Source organism: Anaerotignum lactatifermentans (genome assembly GCF_014982935.1).
Taxonomy (GTDB): domain Bacteria; phylum Bacillota; class Clostridia; order Lachnospirales; family Anaerotignaceae; genus Anaerotignum; species Anaerotignum lactatifermentans.
Map to the genome: position 1 here is coordinate 1 of NZ_JADCKK010000017.1, position 20,091 is coordinate 20,091.

Below are 20,091 nucleotides of genomic sequence, written 5' to 3' on the forward strand. Positions count from 1 at the left end.
AAGGGTAGCAGATAATCATACCACCAAGGCTTGAACGAAGTGAAAGCCAGCGTCATTTAGGCGCTGGCTCTTAATAAGCCCTTATAGGGCTAGTGCAAACCACGTCTTTTAGGCGTGGTTATGATTTCCATCAAAACCTTATTTTATAGGGATTTTTCCCTAGATAAAAGGGGATTGTTTCGTTGATTCGAAAGAAAAACTATGGTAAAATAATATCAGAAATATTTGATTTATTGGTATATCATTCTATGATATGCGGCACAAAGGAAAGAAAACATTGGGGAGAGAGTGACTATGGATCAGAAAAAGGCGCTGCATGTGCTGGCGTATGAACACATCAAAAACATGGTATTGGAAGGCAAAATGGAGTATGGTGAAATCTATTCGGAAACCAAGATTGCCAAGGAAATTGGGATTTCCCGTACACCTGTCAGAGATGCCATACAATATCTTTCTCAGGAAAAATACATTGACATTTTGCCAAACAAGGGATTTTGCCTGCATAAAATGGGCATACAGGACTTTGTGGATACCAATCAGATTCGTACAGCCATTGAGGGATATTGCGGCAGAGAAATTGCCCAGAAGGCGCATTTGGAAGAAACAAAGGAAACTTTTGACCTGCTGGAATCTTTTTTGAAACAGCAAAAGGAAGCGTTGGAACAGGAGTCAGTGACAGCGTTTTTTGAAGCGGATATGCAGTTCCATATTCAATTGGTCAGCCATATTGCCAATCGGGAACTGAACAACCTTTTTGGCACTTATATGTATCGTATGCGTAATCTGGCGCTGCATTCACTGCATGTACCGGGACGTATGGAAAAGACATATCAGGAGCATTTGGAAATTTTTGAAAACATGAAACAGGGCAATATGATCCAGACTTATGAAAGCATTGTGTATCATATGGAAAGCCCCAGAAATATCAGTATAGACGAAGATTAAAAAAGCAGGTATTCCCAAAAGGGAATACCTGCTTTTTATATAGAAGAGATGTTTTAATCAAAAAATAATTACATGAAGAAGCTTAGTACAAGTACCTCAATGACACCTACAGCCCATGCAATGGTGGAGGTTACAGACCATGTGATCAACTGGTCTTTTGCTTCTTTGACACCCAGTGTACGGTTTACAACCCAGAAATAACTATCGTTGAAGTAACCGAAGAACAGGGAGCCTACGCAGCAGGCGATGCTGCCCAGCAGAGGGCTGACACCGGAAGCGACGATGATAGGAGCAGAGATACTTGCTGCTGTTGTCATTGCAACTGTACCGGAGCCCTGAATGAAACGCATCAGTGTGGAGATGATCAGAGGCAGGATGATGATGGGGATAGCTGTCTGAGACAGACCTTCCGCAATGTAAGTGCCCAGACCAGAGTCTTTGATGATCTGACCCAGGGCACCGCCGCCGCCAGTAACCAGCATGATGATACCAGCAGACATCATACCTTTTTCCATTTCAGACAGTGCTGTGTGACGATCCAGATTTCTGCCCAGACCGAAAATAGCAACCAAAAGACCCAGACCAATGGCTACGATGGGCTGACCCAGGAAGATCAGGATTTCCATGGGACCTGTTGTTTTGCCCAAAGCAGAAGCGATGGTGTTGATCAGAATCAGTACAATGGGAACGATCAGGGGCAGGAAGGACTGCAGTGTGCTAGGCAGACCTTCTTCTTCCATTTTGAATGTGTCTTCATATGTAGGTTCCTGATAAGGCATAGATACAAATTCGCCGTCTTCATTGGGAATCTGATAGTATTTTTTTGCTCAGGTACAATCTAGCATAAGCAATACATGCGATTGCCATGGGGATTGCCAACACGATGGTCATCAGAATGAATTTACCAACGTCAACGCCAAAGATACCGCATACGCCCAGAGGACCGGGAGTAGGAGGAACCAGAGAGTGGGTAATTACCAGACCAGCTGCCAGTGCAACACCCAGCCCGATGACAGATTTTTTCGTTGCTTTGGAAATCGCTTTTGCGATGGGGGAAAGTACCACAAACCCGGAGTCGCAGAAGATGGGGATGGATACCAGGAAGCCTGTCAGAGCCAGGGCTTCTTCTTCTCTCTTTTTGCCAAAGAGTTTCAGGAAGGTGAATGCCATTCGCTTGGCAGCCCCCGTTACTTCAAATATCTGCCCCATCATGACACCGAAGCCGATGATGATACCAATGCTGCCCAGTGTACCGCCAAAGCCAGTGGTGATGGAATTGATGATGCCAAATGTTTTTCCGTCGTCTAATGTGATGTTTGTCAAAGGCATGCCGCCGACAACACCAACGATGATGGTAGAGATGATCAGTGCCAAAAATGCCTGTACTTTTGTTTTCAGTACCAAGAAAATCAGTACGATAATACCAATGGCAAGACCTAATAACATTCTGTCGCCGCTTAATCCGCCGATCATTGTCATAACCTCCCTTAAATAAATACGTGATTATTTGGTGAAATAAGGTGCATATTTTGCTGCCAGCAGAATGGCTTCGATCATGCTGACTGCGCTTACTTTCCCAGTGCCGGCAATATCAAAGGCTGTGCCGTGGTCTACGGAAGTACGCAGGATGGGCATGCCGTTTGTGATGGCAATGGTTTTTTCGAAGTCCAGAGTTTTGGTGGCGATATGTCCCTGGTCGTGGTAGAGGGATAATACGCTGTTGTATTTGCCGATGGCAGCCTGATGGAATACGGAGTCTGCGCCAATGGGACCTACAACAGGGTAGCCTTCTGCCTGCAATTCTTCTACGGCAGGGATGATTTCGTTCACTTCTTCCCAACCGAACAGACCATGTTCCCCGCTGTGAGGGTTCAGACCGGCAATAGCCATGGTGCCATCCTGTACGCCCAGTTTCCGCAGAGCTTCCAGGCAGCGTTTTACATAGTCTTTGATTCTGTCTTTTTTGATCATGTCCAGCATATCCCGCAGGGAAACGTGTCTGGTCAGGAAGAAAACACGCATGCCGTTTGTTTCAAACATGGTCAAAGGATCTTCTGTGTTTGTCAGTGCGCCGAAAATTTCAGTGTGACCGATGAAGTTGATGTTTCCGGCTCTCAGAGATTCTTTGTTGATGGGTGTTGTAGCAACGGCATCCACTCTGCCAGCATTGGCAAGGGCAATGGATTTTTCAATATAAGCAAAGGTCGCCTGACCGCACATGCCGTTGACTTTGCCGTATTCGAATTTTGTCATATCTACGTTGTCCAAATCAATGAGGTTCAGAACGCTGGGGCGGAAATCGCCGTCTTCGGGTTCTGTGATCACATGAACGGTAATATCTGCACCAGTGATTTCGATGGCTTTGTCGATGATTTTTTTATCGCCAATGACAACGCATTCAGCGGCATTGAAAACTTCCTGGGATGCAATAGATTTTACGACAATTTCGGGACCAACGCCCGCAGGATCTCCAAGAGGGATCGCAATTCTAGGTTTTTTATTCATGGAAATTCCTCTCTTTCCGTTTGTTTTTTCTTTAAATGTAAAGTTTTTCTTTCAGATAGGTAATGCAGCGATTGATGGCATCCCGTTCGCCCTGACTGCCGCCTTTTGTGATGATATGGATGCCTGCGAATGGACCTGTCAGGAATTGACCGTAGGCAGCCAAAGGCAATACTTCGTCAGACAGGGATAAGCCGGCAGTCTGGAATTTTTTGCAGACAGCTACAGTTACATCGCCGCCGCTGGTATACAGACCTTTATATTCCGGCTGTGCTTGGAAGATGCCATAAGCGATTTCCGCGAAAGCGGAGTTGATCTTATCGGTCACATCATCCATGGAGCAATGATATTTTTCCATATAAGGCTGGAAATCAATGCGGTTTTCGGGATAGATGCCGTCACCGGTTACAGTAGAAACGGTATTAAGGTGACTGACTTCCAGAATTTCATGGATCACCCGCTGAATTTCTGCGCTGCGCTGTTCTTCGCTTTCCAAAAGTTCTCTTGTTTTCACAAAGAAGTTATGGATGCGCTGAGACAGCCACAGTTCTTCCATCTGTGCTTTTGTATTGGGATTCACGCTGCCGACAACAGCCAGAATCCGGTTTTTCTCTTTTTTCTGAGTGGGTGTGATGAGTTTTCTGGATAATGTTGCGGTGAAAACGCCGGGGTCAACAGCGACGATTTTCAGCTTGCTGGTGATGGCAGCATCGGCAATCAAATCCAGATCTTCCTGGGTGACACAGTCAACCACCAGAATCCGGCAGCCTTCTGCCACGTGAGCTTTCATCACATCTGCCAGATAATGTTTGCCATGCATCAGGTCTTTCATGAGAATGGATGCTGTTTTGTATTTGCTTTGCTCCTGAAACAGCACTGCCGGTTCTGAAACTTTGACAGGTGTTTTGGGGTCAATGGCGATATCTGTTTTATGCAGAGGCAGACCATTGACCAGCATATAGCCGCCGACAACGATTCTGCCGGAAGCAGGGAAGCAGGGCGCAACAATGGCGATATAATCCTCTCCCAGACAATCCAGCATGGCATCGGTTTCACTGCCCAGATTGCCCCGTAATGTGCTGTCGATGCGGTTGGAGTATACTTTGACAGCATCATCTTTCAGGAGGCTGCAAATATTGTATACCCGTTCATAGGCAACTTCCGGAGCAACACCGCGGCTGTCGGTGGGATAGATCACACAGTCACAGTCTTCCAATGCCTGCAAATCCATGCTTTCTGTATTCATGACCGTATAGACCTGATAATTCATTTTTTTCAAAAGAACGCCGGTGGCATTTCCGCCGGTTAAGTCATCTGCGATTACAACACATTGTGGCATGGGAATCTCCTTTCCTTGACATGATTTCTGTCAGTTGGTTTCTTTTGTATGTCAGATTTTGCGGAAAGAAAGGGGACCTTGCTTGGATTCGATTTCCCAAGCCATTCTTGCGCTTTCTTCCAGTTCTTCCAGGCAATAGAAGGCATCCAGCAGATTTTTGCCCCCTACGATGGGTCCGTGATTTTCCAGCAAGAATCCGTCACTGCCGGAAACACACTGGCGGAAAGCGGAAAACAGTTCTTCAGAGCCGGGCTTTCCGTAAGGGACCAGTCCCACTGTACCTAATTTCATTTTCAGGTAAGGGGTGTACTGGGGGATGCAGTCTGTGCGGTTTTCATGTACGGCACAAGACCAAAGGGTTGCGTAAAAGCTGTGTGTATGAATGACAGCCTGGATGTCCTCGCTTTTTTCATACATCATTTTGTGCAGCGGAAATTCCTTGCTGGGCTTTGGACCGGAAATCCATTCTCCATCCAAAGTAAGTACGGAGAAATCTTCTTCTTTCAAAGTACCAAAGCAGGTTCCGCTGCCGGTGATATAAATACGATCCTTCTCTTTAAAGCTCATGTTTGCAGAGGAGCCGGTGGCTTTTCCCCTTTCAAACAAGCTGTGTGCAATCCATACTGCGGTTTTCAGATTTTCCATTTGTTCACTTCCTTGTCATTTGTAATGCACGGGCAAAGAAATCTGTCTGACCAAAGTTGCCGGATTTGAGAACAATACGGATGTTTTCATTGGACAGTGGCGCCATGATCGGCACACCCGGCGCGATGCTTTCCCCAATTTCAAAGCAATGATAGCCCAATTTTTTCGCAACGGCACTGGAGGTTTCCCCGCCAGCAACGATGATTCTTGTATATCCGTTTGCAACGGCACGTTCCGCAACGGCAGCAGTCAGACCTTCCAGCAGAGCGGCAATTTTGTCTTTGCCTACTTTCTGGATTTCTGCCACGTTTTCTGCCTGATCGGAACTGTAGAGCAGCACTTCTTCGTCAGCGTGTGTTTTTACAAAATCCCATACAGTGTCTACAGTTTCTTTTCCAGACAATACAGCCATGGGATCGATTTTATATGAAGCATATCCTTTTGTCTGGAAGTCAGCGATCTGTTCCAGTGTTGCTTTGGAGCAGCTGCCAGCCAAAACAATGCCTTTGCCGTCTACACTGTTTTCCATGCTGTCTTTGGCAGTCTGTGCCTGCTGATATTTCGCAGCCAGAGGTGCCAGAATACCGCTGCCGCCTGTCAGAACAGTCAGGTCACCGAAAACTTCAGCGATTTTGGTGCCATTTTCGTCGTTAACATAGTCGGGTACGATGTAGAAATGTTCTTTATCTTTGCCGAACTCATCCACAACAGCCAGAATTTCTTCTTTGCTTTTTGCCAGCAGTTCGGTGTTTACGTTCAATGTCTGATATTTTCCCTGAGGGTCCATGAGTTTTGCAATTTCAGATTCCCACATGGGTGTCAGGGGATGGTTTTTCATGTGTGTTTCGCTCAGAGGCACACCGTCTACATAAAGGATACCGTTTTCTACAGTCCGTTTATTGACGGGAAGAGCAGGGCACAAAATGGTGTATTTTTCACCGAAAGCTTCCAGCATGGCATCTACCACAGGACCGATATTGCCTTCTTTTGTGGAGTCAAATGTGGAGCAGTATTTGAAATACAAGTGCTGCGCACCCTGTTCTTTCAGCCAGGTAAAAGCAGCCATGCTATCTGCTACAGCACTTTTTGTTTCCTGTGTTCTGCTTTTCAGAGCAATGACAACTGCCTGACAGGGCGGAATTTCCCCATCGGGTTTTCCGTTGAACAAAATGGTTTTCATACCTTTGCTCATAAGGAAAGAGGCAGCGTCGCTGGCGCCTGTGAAGTCATCGGCAACACAGCCGATCAAAATATCCTGTTTCATATCATCCCTCCTGTTCGATTTCTGCGACAATCTTTTTCAGCAGGTCAATGGAGCGTTCTGCGCCTTCCCGGACGTCGCCGTCAAAGGCTTCTGTGCAGATAGCACCCTGATAACCGCTGCGGATGACAGGTGTCAGCAGTTTTTTGTAATAGTCATAAAGGGCATCGGAAGGATATCTGCGTTCTGCGCCCATACGTTCCGCAATGTGGATATGATGCACATAGGGCAGAGCGTATTCCAGTTCCTGAATGTCTTCCTGTTCCATAGCCATATGGTAAATATCGAATACGATTTTCAAGTTGGGGCGGTTGATTTTTTTTACCAAATCTGCGCCTTCCCGAATTCTCAGACCAAATGCGCTTTCGGTATGATTCAGAGATTCATACATGACGATGATGCCATAAGGTGCAGCCACATCTGCAAACATGGTCATGAATGCTTCTGTTTCTTTCCATGCTTTTTCCAGATCGTCGCCTTCCTGAAATTTTCTGGATTTGGGGGAGCCGATGCCAATGGCAGAAATATGTAATTGGCTGCCGCGTTTACAGAGAAGTTCTGCATAAGCTTTGGCTTTTTCCAGATCATAACCTTCCCCGGTGATAACAATGTCCGGTGTCAGAGCTGCATTGAAGCCGCAGCATTTGACACTGCAGTTTTCCAGAATGGTTTTCAGTGCATCGAATTCTTCGTCTGTCATTTGAGAAATCTGGTTGCCGGGCAGTTCGATGTAATCGAAGCCCAGAGCCTGTAAAATGCTGTAATTGTCAATGGTGGTGCCACATCCGTATTTCATGACAGGACCTCCTTAAGCGTTGACTTTTTTCACTTCTACGCCTGCCAGTTTTTCGAAGTACTGAACGATGCCTGCATGGTCTTCATCAAAGTGACCTGTTACTTTCAGGTACTGCATGATTTCGAAGATCTGGCTTGTCAGAGGCATGGGTACGTTGATGGAATGCGCAGTTGCCATAACGTTTTTGATGTCTTTGTGGTTGATGGAGATTTTGCCGCCGGGTTTGAAGTTGCGTTCGATCATCATGGGCACTTTTGCGTCCAGAATAACGCTGCCAGCCAGACCGCCGCGGATTGCCTGATATACTTTTTCAGGGTCAGCGCCTGCTTTGCTGCACAGTACAAATGCTTCGGAAACAGCTGCGATGGTCAGGTTTACGATAACCTGGTTTGTCAGTTTGGTAACGGAACCGCTGCCGCTTTTGCCGATGAGCAGTGCGGAAGCGCCCATGGCGTCAAAATAGGGTTTCAGTTTTTCGAAATCAGCTTCGTTGCCGCCTGCCATAAATGCCAGTGTACCGTCGATTGCTTTGGGTTCACCGCCGCTGACAGGAGAATCTACAAAGCCAATCTGCGTTGCTGCCAGTTTTTCTGCGCATGTGCAGGATTCTGTAGGTGTTACAGAGCTCATGTCACATACAACAGTGCCGGGTTTCAAATAGCCTGCCAGACCGTTTTCGCCAAAGAGTACATCCTGAACGATGGCGCCGTTAGGCAGAATCATCAGAACGATGTCACATTCTTTCCCGATGGTTTCGTAATCGCCTTCTTTTGCGCCGCCAGCAACCAGTTCTGCAACGGCATCTTTGTTCAGGTCGTTTACATACAGTTCACATCCGGCTTTCAATAAGTTTTTCGCCATGGGTTTGCCCATGATGCCAAGTCCGATAAATCCAGCTTTCATAATCGCATCTCTCCTTTGTTTGTTTTGCGTTTGTTTTATCATAGAATCAAGTCGTTTTTATACACTCATTATATTAAATACCGGTATACCGGTCGATGACGTTTTGTAATTTCTACATAATACATATAGAAAAAGGAAAATTTTTGTTCATTATTTTCTTTGTGTGTTTTGTGGGAGGAGTTTATTTGTGATGTGTCCATCCTGTGAGGTTATGATAAGGGGTGGACAATTGTCTGTATTATATGAACTGGACAAAAAATGGCTGGGTATTTTGTCATTGGTTTGAAAGCATATAAAAGATACAAAACGGCTGCGCAAGATTTTCTTTGAAAATTTATACAATTTTTGTACCAATATGTACCTGACATAATAAAATACGTCCGTGTCATACTAACATTGCAACACCAAACAAACAGTTTTTTTGAAGGAGGTTTTTAACCATGAGCAACACATCTTCTACAAGCAACAAAGTAAACGTACCTGAGGCAAGAGCCGCTTTGGAACAGTTCAAATATGAAGTGGCAAATGAAATCGGCGTGCCTCTGAAAAAAGGTTATAACGGCGATCTGACATCCGCGCAGAACGGCTATGTAGGCGGCTATATGGTAAAGAAAATGATCGAAGCACAGGAAAAAATGATGGCTGAAAAGAAAAACAGCTAAGCATTCCGGCATAAAGCAATCGCAGAAAAAGAACCCCTTTTTGGAAAGATGATCTCTCCAAAAGGGGGTTTTTCTTTTGATAGGAATTACGCAAGAGAAAATTTCAAATTTCATATAGATTTTTTTAGTTTATACAAAGATTTTAAGAATGAATATTATGGAAGGTTGCCTTTTTGATTTCGAAAACAGGCGGAAACAGGGAAAAACGCAAGAGTGGACAAATGTTTTTCTGTAGGGAAATTGAAAAATCATCTTTAACAAAGAACGGAATTTCTGTGGCATTTCTTTAAGAAAAAATAACAGGAGCTAGATGGTAGTGCTTTTTGTGAGATTTTATACTGTCAGTGTATGAGAAATCAGTTCTCATCATAAAAAAGCAAACGATCAAAAAGGAGAATGAAGTATGAAATTTAAAAAACTTTTGACCACAGCAATGGCTGCTGCTCTGGCAGTATCTGCATTTGCAGGCTGCGGCGCACAGGCGGAAGAAAGCACAGAAACTGCGCAGACTGCGGAAAGCACAGGCGAATATGCGGACACCATCACACTGGTATGGTATCCCAATGAATCTGCAGAAGATTATGACGTTGCCCGCAGCGAATATGCTCGTCTGATCGAAGAAGCAACTGGCAAGAAAGTAGAACAGAAACTGACAACAGACTATGCCATCGCCATTGAATCTCTGGCAAACGGCACTGCTCAGATCTGTTTCATGGGCGCACAGGGTTACATAGAAGCCAAAAACGCCAATGATGCCATTGAGCCCCTGTTTGTAAACTCCGGTGCTTCTGGCACATTGGATGATGCAAAATACTACAGCTTCCTGGCAGTTAACAAAGGGGACGAAGGAGAATATGCAGACGGTGACAGCTACAGCATCGACAATATCGCAGGCAAACGCATGTCTTTTGTTTCCAATAGCTCCACATCCGGTTTCAAAGTACCCACAAACTCCATTATTTCTCACTTCGCAGATCAGAATCTGACAGAAGATGACCTGATCGAAGGCGGCGAAGGCAAACTGTTCTCTCAGGTACTTTTCGGTGGTTCTCATCAGGGCTCTGCATTCAACCTGCTGTCCGGCAAAGCTGACGTAGCAGCATTCTGCGATACAGAAATCGCGCCTTACGCATCCTGCACAGAAGGCGAAGCAAACACAACCGGTTCTGTTTATACCATCAACAGCGACGCAAGCGCACCTTTTGATACGGTAACAGGCAAAGAATTCGTAGTCATCCAGTCCACACCTGTACTGAATGGACCTTTCGCTTACAACTCCGATGCACTGGACCCTGCTGATGTAAAAGCAATTCAGGATCTGTTCACCTCTGACGAAGTGGCAAACAACGAAGTAATCTTTGTTCCTGAAGATTCTGAAAATGTAGGTATGTTTGAAAAATCCGAAAATGAAAGATTTGTCCTGGTAGACGATTCCTGGTTTGACCCCATCCGTGACCTGAGCAAATAAGAATGGTAAACGATGGAGGAGAAAGAGCATGGCATTACTGGAATTTCAAAACGTAAGCAAATCTTATGACAATGTCACAAAGGCATTGAGTGACATTACGTTTTCCATAGAAAAAGGCGAATTCGTATCCATCATTGGTCCTTCCGGCGCTGGGAAATCCACGCTGCTCAGATGCATCAACCGTCTGGTTGATGCATCCGAAGGGACCATTATTTTTGATGGACATGATGTACGGCAGGCAGGCAAAGCGGAAATGCGTCAGATGCGGGCGAAAATCGGTATGATTTTCCAGCATTATAATCTGGTGGAACGGCTGAGCGTCATCGAAAACGTGCTCCATGGCTGTCTGGGGAAAAAATCTGCCATCAGCGGTATGGCAGGACACTATACAGAAGAAGAAAAAAAGGAAGCATTTCGTATCATTCAGGAAATGGGACTTTCCGATCAGGTATATAAGCGCTGCGACGAACTTTCTGGCGGACAGAAACAGCGCGTAGGTATCGCCAGAGCCATTATGCAGAAACCCAAAATGATTCTTTGTGACGAACCTATCGCATCTTTAGACCCCAAGGCGTCTAAAGTCATTATGGACCAGCTTAAGGAAATCAATCAGACAAAAGGCATCACCTGTCTGGTGAACCTGCATCAGGTGGATGTGGCAATCAAGTATTCCGAGAGAATCATCGGGGTTTCCGGCGGGAAAATCGTATATGACGGCCCTGCCGAACATTTGACAAAAGAAATCATTCAGCAGATTTATCAGTCCTCTGCCAATGATTTGATTATGGATTTACAGAGGTGAGCATAATGGAAAAAACCATGGACATTTTCCAAAAAAGAAAAATTACATATACCCTTGTTTTTTTGAGCCTGATATTGATCTTCTGTGGGGCATCTCTGGTGACCCAGTTTCATCTGGCAGAAGGCATTCAGTCTTTTCCAGCAGCTCTGCACTGGATTTTTTCCAATCTGATTCCCGATGAAACGGCCATGGAACGTCTGCCGAAAATTCTGGATAAGCTGGTGGAAACAGCGTTGCTGTCTGTAGCCGTAACGGTTTTGGCAGGCATCTGCGCCTTTTTCTTCAGTCTGCTTGGTTCAGGCATTACCAAAATCCATTGGAGCATCAATCGTCTGGTGCGTATCGTAGCGGCATTTTTCCGAAATGTACCCGATGTTGTTTGGGCAATGCTGCTGATGTTCTCTTTTGGGCAGAACATCCTGACAGGATTTTTCGCATTATTCTTTACCACATTCGGTCTGTTGACTCGTGCGTTCATCGAAACCATTGACGAGGTCAGCTCCAATTGCGTGGAGGCGCTGGAAGCCACCGGCGGCAGATTCATCCATGTGGTATTTCAGGGGATTTTGCCATCCTCTCTGCCCGGTGTCATCACTTGGGTACTGTATATGATCGAAACCAATATCAGAAGTTCCACCCTCATCGGCATTTTGACAGCCACAGGGATTGGGTATCTTTTTGATTTGTATTATAAACGGTTGGATTTTTCTTCTGCCAGTCTGGTGGTACTTTCCATTGTAGTGCTGGTACTCGTCATTGAAGGCGTATCCAACAAAATTAGGAAGGTGATTTTGTAATGTCTGAAAAAGTATTGCATTCGGGCACGACCATTTCCTTGGATTTGGAAAAAATCATGGAACGTACCGGAAAAGGAAAAATCAAGATCAAGGCAAAAAATAAAAGCCGCTATGCCCTTCAGACCCTTATGGTAACACTGCTGGGTCTGACGGTGGTTGCTTTTGCGACATTTGATTATCAGAATATTGACTTTGCAGAAGCCGTACAGGCTACTTTGCAGAACATCCAGACCGTGTTTCTGGAACCGGAACTGACAAGAGATACCCTCACCAGCGTTTTGTTCCAGCTCTTAGTGACATTTTGTCTGGGGATTCTTTCGACCATCATCGGCGCATTCTTTGCGTTTTTCTGCTCACTGCTTTGTGCCAGAAACATCGCAAGCTCCCGTATGGTAAATGGCATCAAAAGCTTCATTGCAGTGGTGCGTGCGGTGCCGACAGTTTTGTGGGTATTGATCTTTGCCGTATCTGCCGGACTTGGCTCTGTGGCAGCAGTAGTAGGTTTGACTTTCCATAGCTTTGCCTATCTGACAAAGGCTTATGCGGAATCCATTGAAGAAATTGAGCCGGGTATCATCGAAGCCCTGAAAGCAAACGGCGCTAGTTACTGGCAGATCGTATTTCAGGCAATTGTGCCTTCTACCATCACTTCTATGGTAGCTTGGACATTCATGCGATTTGAAATCAACTTTACCAATGCTGTTGCTATGGGCGCGGCTGCAGGTGCAGGCGGCATTGGCTTCAATCTGTTTATGGCAGGCAGCTTCTATTTCGACTTACAGGAAATGGGTATGCTGACATACATCGTTGTCATTGCTGTTGTCCTGCTGGAAATGGTATCTACACGCATCAAAGCGTATGTGAAATAAGAAAGGAAACATCAAAATGGAAAAACGGAGATTATCCAAAATATTGGCAAAAGCCGATGCTGCCCAAGTGCGGCAAATGGCAGAAAAAATCAGAAAACAATATGAGGTGACTGTAATCAAAGCACCGGAAAAATCACTGACTATGATCAAGATGCGCGACCCTGTGAAAGAAACCTTATTCTTTCTGGGGGAAGTCATCGTCTGCGAAGCCATTGTGTGTCTGGATGGCACAAAAGGCATGGCGGTCATCATGGGGGATGATTTTGAAAAGGTACTGGATATGGCAATCATTGATGCGGCATGCAACAAAGGCGTCTTTACAGACGAAATGCTGCTGGTAGAACTGGAAAAAGCACAGCAGATCAGAGCGGAAAAAGAAAATGCCATGTTTATGCAGACAATGGTCAACTTTACAACCATGACACCGGAGGCTTGATGATGAAACAGTTACATACATTTGACGATATATTTGATACACAAAAAACATTTCGTTTGCTGCTGGATGCTATGGCAAACCCTTCCCGTGTGGTTTCTATTCAGGAAGGTGCAGAAAAACTTTACGGCAGCAAACCAGAAATGCTGACCCTTGCCATGACACTTTTGGATAAAAACACAGGTTTTTATACCTTTGGACATACAGAGTTGGATGAACAGATCCTTTTGCTGACCCACGCAGAAAAAAAGACACTGGAAGAAGCGGATTATGTTTTCGTAACAGAAGAAGAACATCTGCCAGAAGCCTTTGCAAAGGCAAAAAGAGGCACTTTGGAAAATCCCCATACTTCCGCAACACTCATCATTGGATGCAGCGGAGAAAGAAATGTGTCTTGCAGTATTTCCGGTCCCGGCGTGGATGGAGTGGCAACATTCCAGAGCCCGGCGGTATTGGAAGAAGCCTTTCGTTTGCGGACAGAACAGGAATATGAATACCCGCAGGGGGTAGACATGATTTTTGTATCCCCAGAAGGGGAACTGTTCTGTATTCCCAGAATGGTCAAGAAGGAGGAACAATAATATGGCTTATGTAGCAGTATCCGGCGGCGAGGAAGCCATCGCAGCCAGCATTGCGCTGTTGGATTTTTACCGCAGCAAAACAGAAAAAGATGTGGAACTGGAAGTGATTCAGGAAAAAATGAGCCTGCTGGTAGACCGCGTTATGAGTGAAGCCGGTCTGTATGCCAAAGAATATGCGGCATTGGCACTGAAACAGTGTGAAGGCTCTGTGGAAGAAGCAGTATTTCTGCTGCGTGCTTACCGTTCCACACTGAAACGTTCTTACGACACTTATGTGGCAGATACGAAAAATATGCGCATTGTGCGCCGGATCTCTGCCGCGTTTAAAGATATACAGGGCGGTCAGATTCTGGGTGCCACTTATGACTATACCCACCGCCTGATGCATTTCGATTTGAAAAATGAAGATGCGGCAAAACTGCATGAACGTATGGAAGCAATGGTGGAAGGACAGGAACCTGTTCCCATGGAACCCTGCGGACGTGTATCCGATGAACTGAAAACAGAAGGGCTCATCGAGCGTTTTCCTATCAATGAAGAACCTCCCTATGACGTAACGGAAAATCTGCTGGAATTTCCCGCCAGCCGCAGTGCCAGATTGCAGACGCTCACAAGAGCGGATGCGGGATTTATTTCCGGCTTGGCTTATTCCGTACTTCGTGGCTTCGGTCAGGTGCATCCTACTGTTGGGGAACTGCGTACCGGTTATGTAGAACTGGAAATCCCTTATTTGCAGCAGGAAGGCGAAGCCTTGTGGATTGGAGAAGTAATGCTGACAGAAGTGGAAGTATTCAATGAAGCGGAAGATAAAGACGCTTTGAAGCTGGCTTGCGGCTACGGTGCTGTTTTTGGCAGAAACGAAAACAAAGCCATTGCCATGGCGGTCATCGACAGAGAACTGGATGCTGGCGGCGATTATCCCACACAGGATGAAGAATTTGTGCTGATGCATGGGGATAGCTTGGAAATGAACGGTTTCATTTCTCACTTGAAACTGCCTCACTATGTCACATTCCAGTCCAAATTGGATGCAGTCAGAAAAACACGGAGGGAAAACAATCATGATTGACAGTTATAATTACGCCTTTCTGGATGAAGGCTCTAAACGGGAAATCCGCCGTTCTATATTAAAAGCTGTTGCCATTCCCGGTTATCAGGTGCCCTTTGCTTCCCGGGAACTGCCTATCGGCAGAGGTTGGGGTACCGGTGGTATTCAGCTGACATTATCACTCATTGGCCCTGATGACACCTTGAAAGTTATCGACCAGGGCAGTGACGAAAGCGTTAACGCAGTAAATATCAAAAAATTTGTGAAGATGTGTACCAATGTGCCTTGTACTACACGGACACAGGATGCCACCATTGTGCAGACTCGTCACCGTGTGCCGGAAGTGCCTATGCGCAATGATCAGATTCTGGTATTGCAGGTGCCCCTTCCCGAACCACTGCGGATTGTAGAACCCAAAGAAGAAGTGACAAAACGGATGCACGCGGAACTGGACTATGCACCCATCTGGCTCCAGTTGTACGAAAGTCTGGTGAAATACGGCAAAGTCACCATCAGTACAGAATATCCCTGTATGGTGGAAGACCGCTACATCATGAATCCAAGCCCCATTCCCAAGTTCGACAATCCCAAACTCCATGAAGCAGAGTGTCTGTATCTGTTTGGGGCAGGACGTGAAAAGAAAATCTATGCCATTCCACCTCATACCAAAGTGGTTTCTCTGGCATTTGACGATGTGCCTTTTGAAAAAGAAAACTTCAAAGGCAAAAAATGCCGTCTGTGCGGCAGTACAGACACCTATCTGGACGAAATTTATGACGCTGTGACGGGGGAAAGATATTATCAGTGCTCCGACACATCTTACTGTAAGGAGGTACGAGGATAATGGCAGAAACACCCGTTTTGCAGGTGGAACACCTGACTATGCGCTATGGCGAAGGCTGCCCTCACTGCAAAGATCATCTGGAAAAAAATCGCTGCACCGTTTGCGGCACTGTTTGGGCAGCAAATGATATTTCTCTGGAGGTTTATCCCGGGGAAGTGCTGGGTATCGTTGGGGAAAGCGGTTCCGGTAAATCTACATTGATGCAGAGTCTGTATTTTGACCTGATTCCCACAGAAGGCAAGGCATATTTGCAGAATTATGGCGAAGGCAAAAAGAACATCTGGGACGCAAGTCCTTTGGAAAAAAGAAAAATCCGCAACAACATCATGGGTATGGTATACCAGAATCCTGTCAGAGGGCTGCGGATGGACTATTCCGCCGCATCCAACATCGCGGAAAAAATCATCGCTGCCGGCAGCAGAAACGCAGGGCAAATGACAGCCAGAGCGGAAGAACTGCTGGAAGCAGTGGAAATCCTCACTTCTCGTATGAAGGAAGCGCCAAAGAATTTCTCCGGCGGCATGCAGCAGCGTGTGCAGATTTCTAAAGCATTGGCAAACAATCCTTCTTTGCTCCTGCTGGACGAAGTTACCACAGGTCTGGACTTGTCCGTACAGGCTCGTGTACTGGATTTGATTCGTAAGATCAAAGCGAAATATGGCATTTCCATTTTGCTGGTTTCCCATGACCTGGCAGTCATTCGTATGCTGGCAGACCGCACCATCGTTATGCTGGATGGGAAAATCATTGAAAGCGGACTGACAGATCAGATTCTGGAAGACCCTCAGCATGCTTATACACAGCAGCTGGTTCACTCATTGTTGTAAGGAGGTAACAAACATCGTGATTGCAATTAAAAACGGCAGAATTGTGCTGGAAGATTCCATTTTGGAAGGAAAGGTTCTGCTCATCGAAGGAGACCGCATTTTGGGCTTTTCCGATGAAGTGCCTGAGGCAGAACGTGTCATTGATGCCCATGGGCGTTATGTGACACCTGGCTTTATTGATATTCATTCTGATAAGATTGAACAGTTTATTTTGCCCAGACCTACGGCAAAATTTGATTTTGAATTGGCGTTGAAAGAATGCGAAAGGGAACTGCTTCACTTGGGCATCACCACCATTTATCATTCCCTTTCTTTATATAAAGATGAAATGTTTGGCAAATCTCCTTTGCGCACACAGGAAAATGTGCGGAAGATTGCTGACCTCATTCGGGATATCCACGAAAGAAATCACCTGATTCACCATCGTTTCCATCTGCGTTTGGAAATCGATAATATTGGTGCTTATGGCATTGCCAAAGAGATGATTGAAAAGAAAATGATTGACGAGATTTCCTTTATGGATCACTCTCCCGGACAGGGACAGTACCGGGATATTGGCATGTATTATCAGGTTCTGGAAAAATATCAGAACCGGGAGATCAAGGAAGAAGAATTTGCACAGATGCTGGAAGAACAGCAGAACAAAGAAATGCTGTCTTTTGCTCAGATGAAGGAATTGTGTGAGCTGGCACATGCCAATGGCATTGCTGTGGCATCCCATGACGATGATACAAAAGAAAAATTACATATCAATGAAAAGATCGGCGTAGATATCAGCGAATTCCCCATCAATATTGAAACAGCGAAAGAAGCCCGTCAGCTGGGATTCTATACCGTTGTAGGTGCGCCTAATATCCTGCTGGGCGGCAGCCATTCCGGCAATATGTCCGCGGCAGAAGCCATTGAGGCAGGCTGTGCCGATGTCCTTTGCTCGGATTACTATCCGCCGGCAATTCTCCATGGGGTATTTAAGATGCATGAAAAAGCAGGCGTTGACCTGCCCCAGATGGTACAGAAAGCAACGCTCAATCCTGCAAAGGCAGTGGGGCTGGCTGAGGATTATGGCTCTATCGCCCCCGGAAAAAAAGCGGATTTGCTCATCATTGATATTTTGGACGGCTATCCCGTCATCACCCATGTGCTGGTAGATGGACGTACCACATCTCGGGTGGAATACAGGAGGTAATTATGGAAATTCTGAAAATCGAAAATCTGGCAAAGAATTTTTATCTGCATAACGCAAAGAAAGAAATCCATTCCTGTCAGAATATTAACTTTACTTTGGAACAGGGACAGTTTATCGGTATCGTAGGGCTGTCCGGCGCCGGAAAATCTACCATATTAAAATGTATTCATCGTACATATCTGGCATCCACAGGTAAGATCACTTACCAGAGTGAAGCCTTTGGGGAAGTGGAGCTGACCACAGCGCCGGAAAGACAGATTCTGTTCCTGCGGAAAAATGAAATCGGTTATGTTTCCCAGTTCCTGAACGTGATGCCCCGTACCACAGCCAGAGAACATGTCATGAACGCACTGCTGGAAAGAGGCGTGGATGCGGCGGAAGCAAAAGAAAAAGCGGAAGCTATGCTGCGGTACTTCCGTCTGCCGGAACCTTTGTGGGATTTGTATCCCAATACATTCTCCGGTGGGGAACGCCTGCGTCTGAACCTTGCCCATACCATGGTAAAACAGCCCAGACTGATGCTGCTGGACGAACCCACAGCGTCTTTGGACAATAAAACAAAAATTCTGGTAAAAGACATGCTCATGCAGCTGAAAGAAAAAGGCACCAGCATGATTGGCATTTTCCATGACTTGGAATTTATGGATGGATTGTGTGATAAGGTGTTTAACATTTCGGAGGGGACGTTCCAATGAGAAAAGCGGATTTACATATGCATTCTCGTGTTTCTGATGGTAGTTACACCATTAGGGAACTGGCAGAATTGGCAGCGAAAAAGGGGCTGGATGTCATTGCAGTGACAGACCACGACACCCTTTCTCACGCATCACAGATTCCTGAGGGACTGCCTGTGAAAGTGATTCCGGGCATTGAAATTTCTGCCTATGACTATACAGTGGATAAACGGGTGCATGTTCTGGGATATGGCATTCAGGATATGGAATTGGTAGAGGATTTTGTGCATCCTCTTTTGGAAGCCAGACATGAAAATTCCATGAAACAGATTGGAATTTTGGAAGAAAATGGCTATCATGTGGATTTGGATAAAATCCATCGTGCAGATGGCAAATATATTTATAAACAGCATATCATGGAATATTTGGTGCAGACAGGTCAGGCACCAGATATGTTCGGAGAATTTTATCAGAAAATATTCAAAAACAATGGTATCTGCCATTTTGATATCAAGTATCTGGACCCTTACGAAGCTGTTCGAGTGATTACGGCGGCAGGCGGAAAGGCAGTCCTTGCCCATAGCGGACAGCAGCAGAATTTTGATTTGATTCCAAAATTGGTGGAGGCTGGCTTGAAAGGTCTGGAACTGAACCATCCTGCAAATGATGAGCAGGCACATGAAAAGATTCGCAGATATGCGGATGTGTACGGTCTGTTTTTGACAGGCGGCAGTGATTTTCATGGAACATATGAAAAAGCAGCGCCGGATTTAGGAATCTATCTGGCAGAAGAAAGCGGGGTAGAGGCTTTGTGCTGAAAGAATACGACAATGTGGAAGATGACGTGGTGCTCATTGACACCGAGTTGGGACGTTACACACAGGTGCAGGCACACAGTGAACTGGAAGATGTGACTTTTGGGGATTATACCTATTGTGCGGGGTATAACCAGATTTTTGCGGCGGATATTGGCAAATTCTGCTCCATCGCAAGTTTTGTGCGCATCAATCCCGGCAATCATCCAACCTATACCCGTCCAGCACAGCATCATTTTACCTATCGCCGGAAACAGTTTGGCTTCGGAAAAGATGATGAGGCATTTTTTGAATGGCGGAAGGAATCCCGTGTGCACATCGGGAATGATGTGTGGTTGGGACATGGCGTAACAGTCATGCCGGGGGTGACCATCGGCAATGGTGCGGTGGTTGGCAGTGGTGCCGTTGTGACCCACGATGTACCGCCTTATACAGTGGTAGCAGGTGTACCAGCAAAGAAAATCCGTATGCGCTTTTCCGATGATATTATCGCCGCATTGGAACGGATTCGCTGGTGGGATTGGTCTCATGAAGAAATCAAAGAGCGTATGGCGGATTTTGAGGACTTGGAAACATTCATCAGAAAATATGATGTTTCTGATGAAAAATAATCAGAAGTTGGAAAACTACGAAAACAGAGGTTCTTTTGGAGCTTCTTCATAAGAAAGCAAAGCAAGCTGAAATCCTTATGCTA

At 45.7% G+C, this 20,091-nt stretch carries 21 protein-coding genes and 1 pseudogene; 15 read left to right on the top strand and 7 right to left on the bottom strand.

What is annotated here, in order from left to right; genetic code table 11:
• The first annotated feature begins 294 nt into the window (after nt 1-294).
• Nucleotides 295-945, top strand: a complete 651-nt coding sequence (locus INF29_RS06045; protein WP_191343639.1) for a GntR family transcriptional regulator — start codon at nt 295-297, stop codon at nt 943-945.
• A 68-nt stretch (nt 946-1,013) separates the two neighbouring features.
• Here INF29_RS06045 and INF29_RS15220 read toward each other — a convergent pair.
• The 7 genes and pseudogenes from INF29_RS15220 to garR all read right to left on the bottom strand — a co-directional run bounded on the left by INF29_RS15220 (nt 1,014) and on the right by garR (nt 8,391).
• Nucleotides 1,014-2,418 (bottom strand): annotated as a pseudogene (locus INF29_RS15220) (GntP family permease).
• A 30-nt stretch (nt 2,419-2,448) separates the two neighbouring features.
• Nucleotides 2,449-3,450, bottom strand: a complete 1,002-nt coding sequence (pdxA, locus tag INF29_RS06055; RefSeq protein WP_193485279.1) for a 4-hydroxythreonine-4-phosphate dehydrogenase PdxA — start codon at nt 3,448-3,450, stop codon at nt 2,449-2,451.
• Between the two features lie 31 nt (nt 3,451-3,481).
• Entirely contained in the window at nt 3,482-4,786 is a 1,305-nt protein-coding gene (locus INF29_RS06060) for a four-carbon acid sugar kinase family protein (protein WP_193485281.1), read from the bottom strand.
• 51 nt (nt 4,787-4,837) lie between these two features.
• Entirely contained in the window at nt 4,838-5,431 is a 594-nt protein-coding gene (locus INF29_RS06065; protein WP_072851091.1) for a class II aldolase/adducin family protein, read from the bottom strand.
• Between the two features lie 4 nt (nt 5,432-5,435).
• A complete protein-coding gene (gene otnK / locus INF29_RS06070; protein WP_193485283.1) occupies nt 5,436-6,695 on the bottom strand; it encodes a 3-oxo-tetronate kinase in 1,260 nt (419 codons plus the stop codon).
• Nucleotide 6,696: 1 nt separating this feature from the next.
• Nucleotides 6,697-7,488: a sugar phosphate isomerase/epimerase family protein gene (locus tag INF29_RS06075; RefSeq protein WP_193485285.1), complete on the bottom strand. Its 792-nt coding sequence runs from the start codon at nt 7,486-7,488 to the stop codon at nt 6,697-6,699.
• A gap of 12 nt (nt 7,489-7,500) precedes the next feature.
• Nucleotides 7,501-8,391, bottom strand: a complete 891-nt coding sequence (gene garR, locus INF29_RS06080; protein WP_193485287.1) for a 2-hydroxy-3-oxopropionate reductase — start codon at nt 8,389-8,391, stop codon at nt 7,501-7,503.
• A 440-nt stretch (nt 8,392-8,831) separates the two neighbouring features.
• Between garR and INF29_RS06085 the strand changes: the two genes are divergently transcribed.
• The 14 genes from INF29_RS06085 to INF29_RS06150 all read left to right on the top strand — a co-directional run bounded on the left by INF29_RS06085 (nt 8,832) and on the right by INF29_RS06150 (nt 20,008).
• Nucleotides 8,832-9,053, top strand: coding sequence for an alpha/beta-type small acid-soluble spore protein (locus tag INF29_RS06085; RefSeq protein ID WP_022364629.1), 222 nt, complete (start codon nt 8,832-8,834; stop codon nt 9,051-9,053).
• Nucleotides 9,054-9,456: 403 nt separating this feature from the next.
• Nucleotides 9,457-10,521, top strand: coding sequence for a PhnD/SsuA/transferrin family substrate-binding protein (locus INF29_RS06090; protein WP_193485291.1), 1,065 nt, complete (start codon nt 9,457-9,459; stop codon nt 10,519-10,521).
• A 28-nt stretch (nt 10,522-10,549) separates the two neighbouring features.
• The gene (gene phnC / locus INF29_RS06095) at nt 10,550-11,323 is read left to right on the top strand and encodes a phosphonate ABC transporter ATP-binding protein (protein ID WP_072850833.1); all 774 of its coding nucleotides are present in this window, start codon (nt 10,550-10,552) and stop codon (nt 11,321-11,323) included.
• Between the two features lie 5 nt (nt 11,324-11,328).
• Nucleotides 11,329-12,120 carry an ABC transporter permease subunit gene (locus INF29_RS06100; RefSeq protein ID WP_022253844.1) on the top strand — a complete coding sequence of 264 codons (792 nt, stop codon included), beginning with the start codon at nt 11,329-11,331 and terminating at the stop codon, nt 12,118-12,120.
• Nucleotides 12,120-12,989, top strand: a complete 870-nt coding sequence (locus tag INF29_RS06105) for a PhnE/PtxC family ABC transporter permease (protein ID WP_193485293.1) — start codon at nt 12,120-12,122, stop codon at nt 12,987-12,989. Before INF29_RS06100 ends, INF29_RS06105 begins: the two co-directional genes overlap by 1 nt.
• A 16-nt stretch (nt 12,990-13,005) precedes the next feature.
• Nucleotides 13,006-13,425 (top strand): phosphonate C-P lyase system protein PhnG, encoded by a 420-nt coding sequence (gene phnG / locus INF29_RS06110; RefSeq protein WP_072850829.1) that lies wholly within the window; start codon nt 13,006-13,008, stop codon nt 13,423-13,425.
• Between the two features lie 2 nt (nt 13,426-13,427).
• A complete protein-coding gene (gene phnH / locus INF29_RS06115) occupies nt 13,428-14,003 on the top strand; it encodes a phosphonate C-P lyase system protein PhnH (protein WP_193485295.1) in 576 nt (191 codons plus the stop codon).
• 1 nt (nt 14,004) lies between these two features.
• Nucleotides 14,005-15,072, top strand: coding sequence for a carbon-phosphorus lyase complex subunit PhnI (locus INF29_RS06120; protein ID WP_191343648.1), 1,068 nt, complete (start codon nt 14,005-14,007; stop codon nt 15,070-15,072).
• The gene (locus tag INF29_RS06125; protein WP_072850823.1) at nt 15,065-15,895 is read left to right on the top strand and encodes an alpha-D-ribose 1-methylphosphonate 5-phosphate C-P-lyase PhnJ; all 831 of its coding nucleotides are present in this window, start codon (nt 15,065-15,067) and stop codon (nt 15,893-15,895) included. Before INF29_RS06120 ends, INF29_RS06125 begins: the two co-directional genes overlap by 8 nt.
• Entirely contained in the window at nt 15,895-16,722 is an 828-nt protein-coding gene (locus INF29_RS06130; RefSeq protein ID WP_022253839.1) for an ATP-binding cassette domain-containing protein, read from the top strand. Before INF29_RS06125 ends, INF29_RS06130 begins: the two co-directional genes overlap by 1 nt.
• A 16-nt stretch (nt 16,723-16,738) precedes the next feature.
• The gene (gene phnM, locus INF29_RS06135) at nt 16,739-17,908 is read left to right on the top strand and encodes a phosphonate metabolism protein PhnM (protein WP_193485297.1); all 1,170 of its coding nucleotides are present in this window, start codon (nt 16,739-16,741) and stop codon (nt 17,906-17,908) included.
• 2 nt (nt 17,909-17,910) lie between these two features.
• On the top strand, nt 17,911-18,603 hold the full coding sequence (locus tag INF29_RS06140; protein ID WP_022364400.1) for a phosphonate C-P lyase system protein PhnL: 693 nt from the start codon (nt 17,911-17,913) through the stop codon (nt 18,601-18,603).
• Nucleotides 18,600-19,400 carry a PHP domain-containing protein gene (locus tag INF29_RS06145; protein ID WP_193485299.1) on the top strand — a complete coding sequence of 267 codons (801 nt, stop codon included), beginning with the start codon at nt 18,600-18,602 and terminating at the stop codon, nt 19,398-19,400. The genes INF29_RS06140 and INF29_RS06145 overlap by 4 nt, the downstream gene beginning before the upstream one ends.
• The gene (locus tag INF29_RS06150) at nt 19,394-20,008 is read left to right on the top strand and encodes a DapH/DapD/GlmU-related protein (protein WP_193485301.1); all 615 of its coding nucleotides are present in this window, start codon (nt 19,394-19,396) and stop codon (nt 20,006-20,008) included. The genes INF29_RS06145 and INF29_RS06150 overlap by 7 nt, the downstream gene beginning before the upstream one ends.
• Nucleotides 20,009-20,091: the final 83 nt, after the last annotated feature.

Bases quoted from the DNA above. Each gene is read 5' to 3' on its own strand.
- INF29_RS06045 (WP_191343639.1), top strand. From the start codon at position 295: ATGGATCAGAAAAAGGCGCTGCATGTGCTGGCGTATGAACACATCAAA.
- pdxA (WP_193485279.1), bottom strand. From the start codon at position 3,450: ATGAATAAAAAACCTAGAATTGCGATCCCTCTTGGAGATCCTGCGGGC.
- INF29_RS06060 (WP_193485281.1), bottom strand. From the start codon at position 4,786: ATGCCACAATGTGTTGTAATCGCAGATGACTTAACCGGCGGAAATGCC.
- INF29_RS06065 (WP_072851091.1), bottom strand. From the start codon at position 5,431: ATGGAAAATCTGAAAACCGCAGTATGGATTGCACACAGCTTGTTTGAA.
- otnK (WP_193485283.1), bottom strand. From the start codon at position 6,695: ATGAAACAGGATATTTTGATCGGCTGTGTTGCCGATGACTTCACAGGC.
- INF29_RS06075 (WP_193485285.1), bottom strand. From the start codon at position 7,488: ATGAAATACGGATGTGGCACCACCATTGACAATTACAGCATTTTACAG.
- garR (WP_193485287.1), bottom strand. From the start codon at position 8,391: ATGAAAGCTGGATTTATCGGACTTGGCATCATGGGCAAACCCATGGCG.
- INF29_RS06085 (WP_022364629.1), top strand. From the start codon at position 8,832: ATGAGCAACACATCTTCTACAAGCAACAAAGTAAACGTACCTGAGGCA.
- INF29_RS06090 (WP_193485291.1), top strand. From the start codon at position 9,457: ATGAAATTTAAAAAACTTTTGACCACAGCAATGGCTGCTGCTCTGGCA.
- phnC (WP_072850833.1), top strand. From the start codon at position 10,550: ATGGCATTACTGGAATTTCAAAACGTAAGCAAATCTTATGACAATGTC.
- INF29_RS06100 (WP_022253844.1), top strand. From the start codon at position 11,329: ATGGAAAAAACCATGGACATTTTCCAAAAAAGAAAAATTACATATACC.
- INF29_RS06105 (WP_193485293.1), top strand. From the start codon at position 12,120: ATGTCTGAAAAAGTATTGCATTCGGGCACGACCATTTCCTTGGATTTG.
- phnG (WP_072850829.1), top strand. From the start codon at position 13,006: ATGGAAAAACGGAGATTATCCAAAATATTGGCAAAAGCCGATGCTGCC.
- phnH (WP_193485295.1), top strand. From the start codon at position 13,428: ATGAAACAGTTACATACATTTGACGATATATTTGATACACAAAAAACA.
- INF29_RS06120 (WP_191343648.1), top strand. From the start codon at position 14,005: ATGGCTTATGTAGCAGTATCCGGCGGCGAGGAAGCCATCGCAGCCAGC.
- INF29_RS06125 (WP_072850823.1), top strand. From the start codon at position 15,065: ATGATTGACAGTTATAATTACGCCTTTCTGGATGAAGGCTCTAAACGG.
- INF29_RS06130 (WP_022253839.1), top strand. From the start codon at position 15,895: ATGGCAGAAACACCCGTTTTGCAGGTGGAACACCTGACTATGCGCTAT.
- INF29_RS06140 (WP_022364400.1), top strand. From the start codon at position 17,911: ATGGAAATTCTGAAAATCGAAAATCTGGCAAAGAATTTTTATCTGCAT.
- INF29_RS06145 (WP_193485299.1), top strand. From the start codon at position 18,600: ATGAGAAAAGCGGATTTACATATGCATTCTCGTGTTTCTGATGGTAGT.